This is a genomic window from Brevundimonas sp. 2YAF1, from assembly GCF_052114745.1.
Classification (GTDB): Bacteria; Pseudomonadota; Alphaproteobacteria; order Caulobacterales; family Caulobacteraceae; genus Brevundimonas.
In genome coordinates this window covers 1-4259 of the sequence record NZ_JBFRFI010000018.1, presented here as the reverse complement: position 1 = coordinate 4259, position 4259 = coordinate 1, and the positions used below count along the sequence as shown (strand labels likewise).

The window sequence follows — 4259 nt, the reverse complement described above, 5'->3', positions numbered from 1 at the left end:
CCTTCACACTCCGACTTTGCCGCGGGATGGAGCAGCCCGGTAGCTCGTCAGGCTCATAACCTGAAGGTCGCAGGTTCAAATCCTGCTCCCGCACCCAAGTTTAACGAAAACCCCCACTGCTCACGCCGTGGGGGTTTTCGCGTTCTGGGYCCCGCCCCGCGCCACCAGCGCCGCCAAGCTGCCAACTGATCGCTGGTCGAGCGCTGGTTCTGCATATCCGACGAGTGGCGGGGCGTGGGCCTTCAGAACCATGTGGTGCTCCGCTTGGCTGTTGCCGGCTATGGGGAGACAGTTCGTGGATCGAAGGGGCCACTGGAGCGGAGAACCGTTCACACGCGAGAAATCTCAACGATGAGCGCCGCCTCGGCTGGGACGATGTCGCGAGGGCCTCGGACCGGTTCGTCGGTTCCGCCTGGAATCCGCCACTCCCAAAGCTCTCAACTCAGGGGGGGGCGAGCGTCTGCCCGAGGGTTCCGACAGGCGCCATCGGGGCGAGCGGCGGGCGTGGGATCAGGGTTGGGCTGCGGCCATGACGTCGCTGACGCGTGCCCCTGCGTTGGCCCAAGGCGGCACGGCCGTCCGCAGGGTGGCGAACCAGATCGGTCGGCCGACCAATGGCGACGCCTGGCCGAAGCGGGGAACAGCGGCTGGTCACGCCTAGCGATCACGTCCGCCGTCAGTCAGCGCCCGTCGGCCTGGTCGAAGGCGATCGAGGCGCACCGCTGTACAGTCTGTTGGTGCAGGCCAAGACGCCCCCCGTCCGCCAGGCGGCGATTGCCCCCCTGGCGGATGGGGGGCGGCAGCGGCTGAAATGAAGGCGGCATCCGAACCTATGTCCGCGCCCGGCCGAGCCCGATCAAGACGCGAAAATCGGTCGAATTCGAGAACGACTCCCCCGGCCCGCCATCGGGAAACGGTGCAAGCGCGAGTCGATCGCGGGCCAAGGGACGTGGCCTGCGGGTGATCCCGGCTCGTCAATTCATCCCGGATTTCATTTGGTCGCCGTCGCGTCGGACGATGACGCGGTGCATTGTCTCATCGACGACAAAGGGCACCCTGCCGTCCGACCAGGTCGAGCCGTCTTTTTGGCTCGGCCGTTCGTCAGAGGCGCTCTAGAACCAGGCCTTGATCCCGGCGACCAGACGCGTCGCGTCCGCATCCTCGCCGCGCGCCTGGGCGTAGTCGGCGGTGTCGCCGAACGAACGGCTCCACTCGACCCCGATGTAGGGCGCGAACTCCTTGCGGATTTCGTAGCGCAGGCGAAGGCCCGCCGTGACTGAGGTCAGGCCCGAACCGATCTCCAGCTTGGGAATGTCGCTGGTCGACAGTTCCATCTCCAGGGCGGGCTGCAGGATCCACTTCTGGGTCAGGCGCTGGTCGTATTGGGCCTCGACACGCGCGGTCATGTCGCCCCTGGTCGACAGGAAGGCGGCGGCGCTCATTTCGAACCAGTGGGGGGCGACGCCCTGGACGCCGACGGTCAGATGGGTCCTGTCCGCGCCGTCCGGGCGGAAGTCTTGCCGGACGCCCGCCTGCACGTCCCAGAAGGGGGCGACAGCGCGGCTGTAGAGGGCCTGAACCTCGGCATTGTGCAGCTTGCCGCCGAACTCGCCTTCGCCCTCGCTCTTCCACCAGAAGCGGTTGATGTCGCCGCCGGCGAAACCCTGGGCGTTCCAGCTGTAGGTCTCACGCCCGTCGCCGAATCCCGCCTCCAGCGTGTCGATCAGGACGGCTGTGGTGCGAACGTCGCCGTTCTCGACCAGCAACTGCTTGCGCGCGGCGGCCATAACCGCCGGGTCGTACAGCAGGTCCGCCGCATGGGCGGGGGCGGCGCGGGCCGCAGCCGGCGGCGGCGTCTTGATCATCCGCCCGCCGACAGCGTCCACGCTGGTGGGGATGTTGGGCGCGCTGGTCGTCATCGCCGACATGTCATGGCCCGCGTGGGGATCGACTTGCGGAACAGGCGCGCCATGACCCGCATGAGGATCGGCGGCAGGAGTCTGTGCCGGGCCCGCCTGAATACCGCTCATGACGTGACCGGCATGGGCGTCATGCGATCCATGCGTCCCATGAGCTTGCCCGTTGGCGGAACCGGCGGCCATTATCAGCGGCAGGAGGGCGGCAACCATACAATTCAAGGCGCGGCTCATTGGGCGGCGCCTTCCAGCGGACGGATGGTGACGACGTTGAACATCCCGGCGTGCATGTGCATCAGCAGGTGGCAGTGGAAGGCCCAGTCGCCGGGCGCGTCGGCGGTCAGGTCGAAGGTCACCTTCGACCCCGGCGCCACATTGACCGTGTGCTTCAGCGGCTGATGCCCGTCCTGGCCGTTGACCAGTTGGAAGAAATGGCCGTGCAGGTGGATGGGGTGGGCCATCATGGTGTCGTTGACCAGGGTGACGCGAACCCGCTCGTTCAGTTCGAACCGGATCGGCTCGACCAGTTCCGAGAACTTGCGGCCGTCGAAGCCCCACATGAAGCGTTCCATATTGCCGGTCAGATGGATTTCCATCGACCGCGACGGCGGACGCGCATCCTTGTTCGGCTCCAGTGCGCGCAGATCCGTATAGACCAGCACCCGGTGATCGACGTCCTGTAGCCCTTGAGGCCGCTCGCCCAGACGATTGGCGGGCGCGGGTGCGATCGCGTCCACCCCAACGCCGACCGCCATGTCGGCAGGGGCGTTGTTGGGATCGCGCATGCTCATGGCGCCGTGGTCCATCGGCGCGGCGCCGGCCCCTGCGGCGGCTCCGTGGCTCATCGCGACGTGATCCATCCCGGCCATGCTGCCGTGATCCATGCCGCCCATGCCCATGTCGGCCATGGTCAGGTTGGGAACCTTGCGCAGCGGCGGAACCTCGGCCGTCAGGCCCAGACGCGGGGCCAGTGTCGCCCGGCCCATGCCTGAACGGTCGATGGCTTCCGACACGATGGTGTAGGCCCGGTCCTCGGTGGGACGGACGATAACGTCATAGGTTTCGGCGACTGAGATCTGGAACTCGTCGGTCTCGACCGGGCGCACGTGCGCGCCGTCGGCCTGGACCACGGTCATGGCCAGACCGGGGATGCGGACGTTGAAGATCGACATGGCCGAGGCGTTGATGACGCGCAGCCGCACTCGCTCGCCGGGCCGGAACAGGCCGGTCCAGTTCTTCTGCGGGCCATGGCCGTTGATCAGATAGGTGTAGGTCGAGCCGCTGACGTCCAGGATGTCGCGCGGGTCCATCCGCATCCCGCCCCACATCCGGCGCTCGGCCAGGTCCATCTTGTCCGCCCCGTCCAGCAAACCCGCCAAGGTGGTCTTCTGATGATTGAAGTAGCCGGGGCTCTTCTTCAGCTTGGCCAGGATTTCGTGCGGATGCAGGAAGCTCCAGTCCGACAGGACCAGGACGTGCTCGCGGTCATAGGCCACAGGATCGACGCTCGCCGGGTCGATGACGATGGGACCGTAATGGCCGATCGCTTCCTGAAGTCCCGAATGGCTGTGGTACCAGTAGGTGCCCGACTGTTTCAGCGGGAATTCATAGACGAAGGTCTCGCGCGGCTTGATGCCGGGGAAGCTGACGCCCGGCACGCCGTCCATCTGGAAGGGCAGCAGCAGGCCGTGCCAGTGGATCGAGGTGTCCTCGTCCAGGGTATTGGTCACCGACAGACGCACGTTCTGGCCCTCGCGCATCCGCAGCAGGGGGGCGGGCAGCAGGCCGTTGACCGTCACCGCGTGGCCGGTGCGCCCGCCGACGGTGAAGTCGGAGCGCCCCACCGTCAGGTCGATGTTCGGCCCCGTCAGCGTCGGCAGGTCGGCGCGCAAGCCAGCCGTTCCCGTCTGGGCCCAGGCCGGCAGCAGCCCCTGAAGGCCCAGCAGGCCTCCGCCCAAGGCGGCTCCGCGCAGCAGGGTTCGACGGTCGAGGGGTGTTGTGGCCATGGACGCGAGTTCTCAGCAGTGGACGACGCGCGCCTTTGCCATGCGCCATCGAAACGGGGACGATCCTAAGCGATACGTATGGGGCGACGATATCCCCTGCGACATCCTCGCGACAGGGCACCACATGGGAGCGGCCTTCCAGGGCGGCCAGTACTGCTGCGAGGGCGATGGATTTCCAGTCCTGCGGGGGGCGGCGGCGTGGGCCTGCTGTCGGGCGATTCGTGTTCGTTCGGTTTTTCGTATTTCCGTCATTCAAGGCTTGTGGAGTCGGGGGCGGGTCCGTATATCCGCGCCTCGCTCTGCAACGAGCGGCCCGCGGGGTTCGGCAACGGACCGG

The 4259-nt window shown here is 67.0% G+C and carries 2 protein-coding genes and 1 tRNA gene; 1 reads left to right on the top strand and 2 read right to left on the bottom strand.

Annotation, left to right across the window (positions count from 1 at the left end; genetic code table 11):
* Positions 1–20: 20 nt before the first annotated feature.
* Positions 21–97: transfer RNA gene (locus AB4Y68_RS14425), tRNA-Met, on the top strand.
* A 1015-nt stretch (positions 98–1112) separates the two neighbouring features.
* Here AB4Y68_RS14425 and AB4Y68_RS14420 read toward each other — a convergent pair.
* Positions 1113–1928: a copper resistance protein B gene (locus AB4Y68_RS14420; protein ID WP_441456444.1), complete on the bottom strand. Its 816-nt coding sequence runs from the start codon at positions 1926–1928 to the stop codon at positions 1113–1115.
* A 218-nt stretch (positions 1929–2146) separates the two neighbouring features.
* Entirely contained in the window at positions 2147–3922 is a 1776-nt protein-coding gene (locus AB4Y68_RS14415; protein WP_441456443.1) for a copper resistance system multicopper oxidase, read from the bottom strand.
* Positions 3923–4259: the final 337 nt, after the last annotated feature.

What these genes read in the sequence shown, in the direction of transcription:
- AB4Y68_RS14415 (WP_441456443.1), bottom strand. Translation starts at nt 3,922, where the DNA reads ATGGCCACAACACCCCTCGACCGTCGAACCCTGCTGCGCGGAGCCGCC.
- AB4Y68_RS14420 (WP_441456444.1), bottom strand. Translation starts at nt 1,928, where the DNA reads ATGTCGGCGATGACGACCAGCGCGCCCAACATCCCCACCAGCGTGGAC.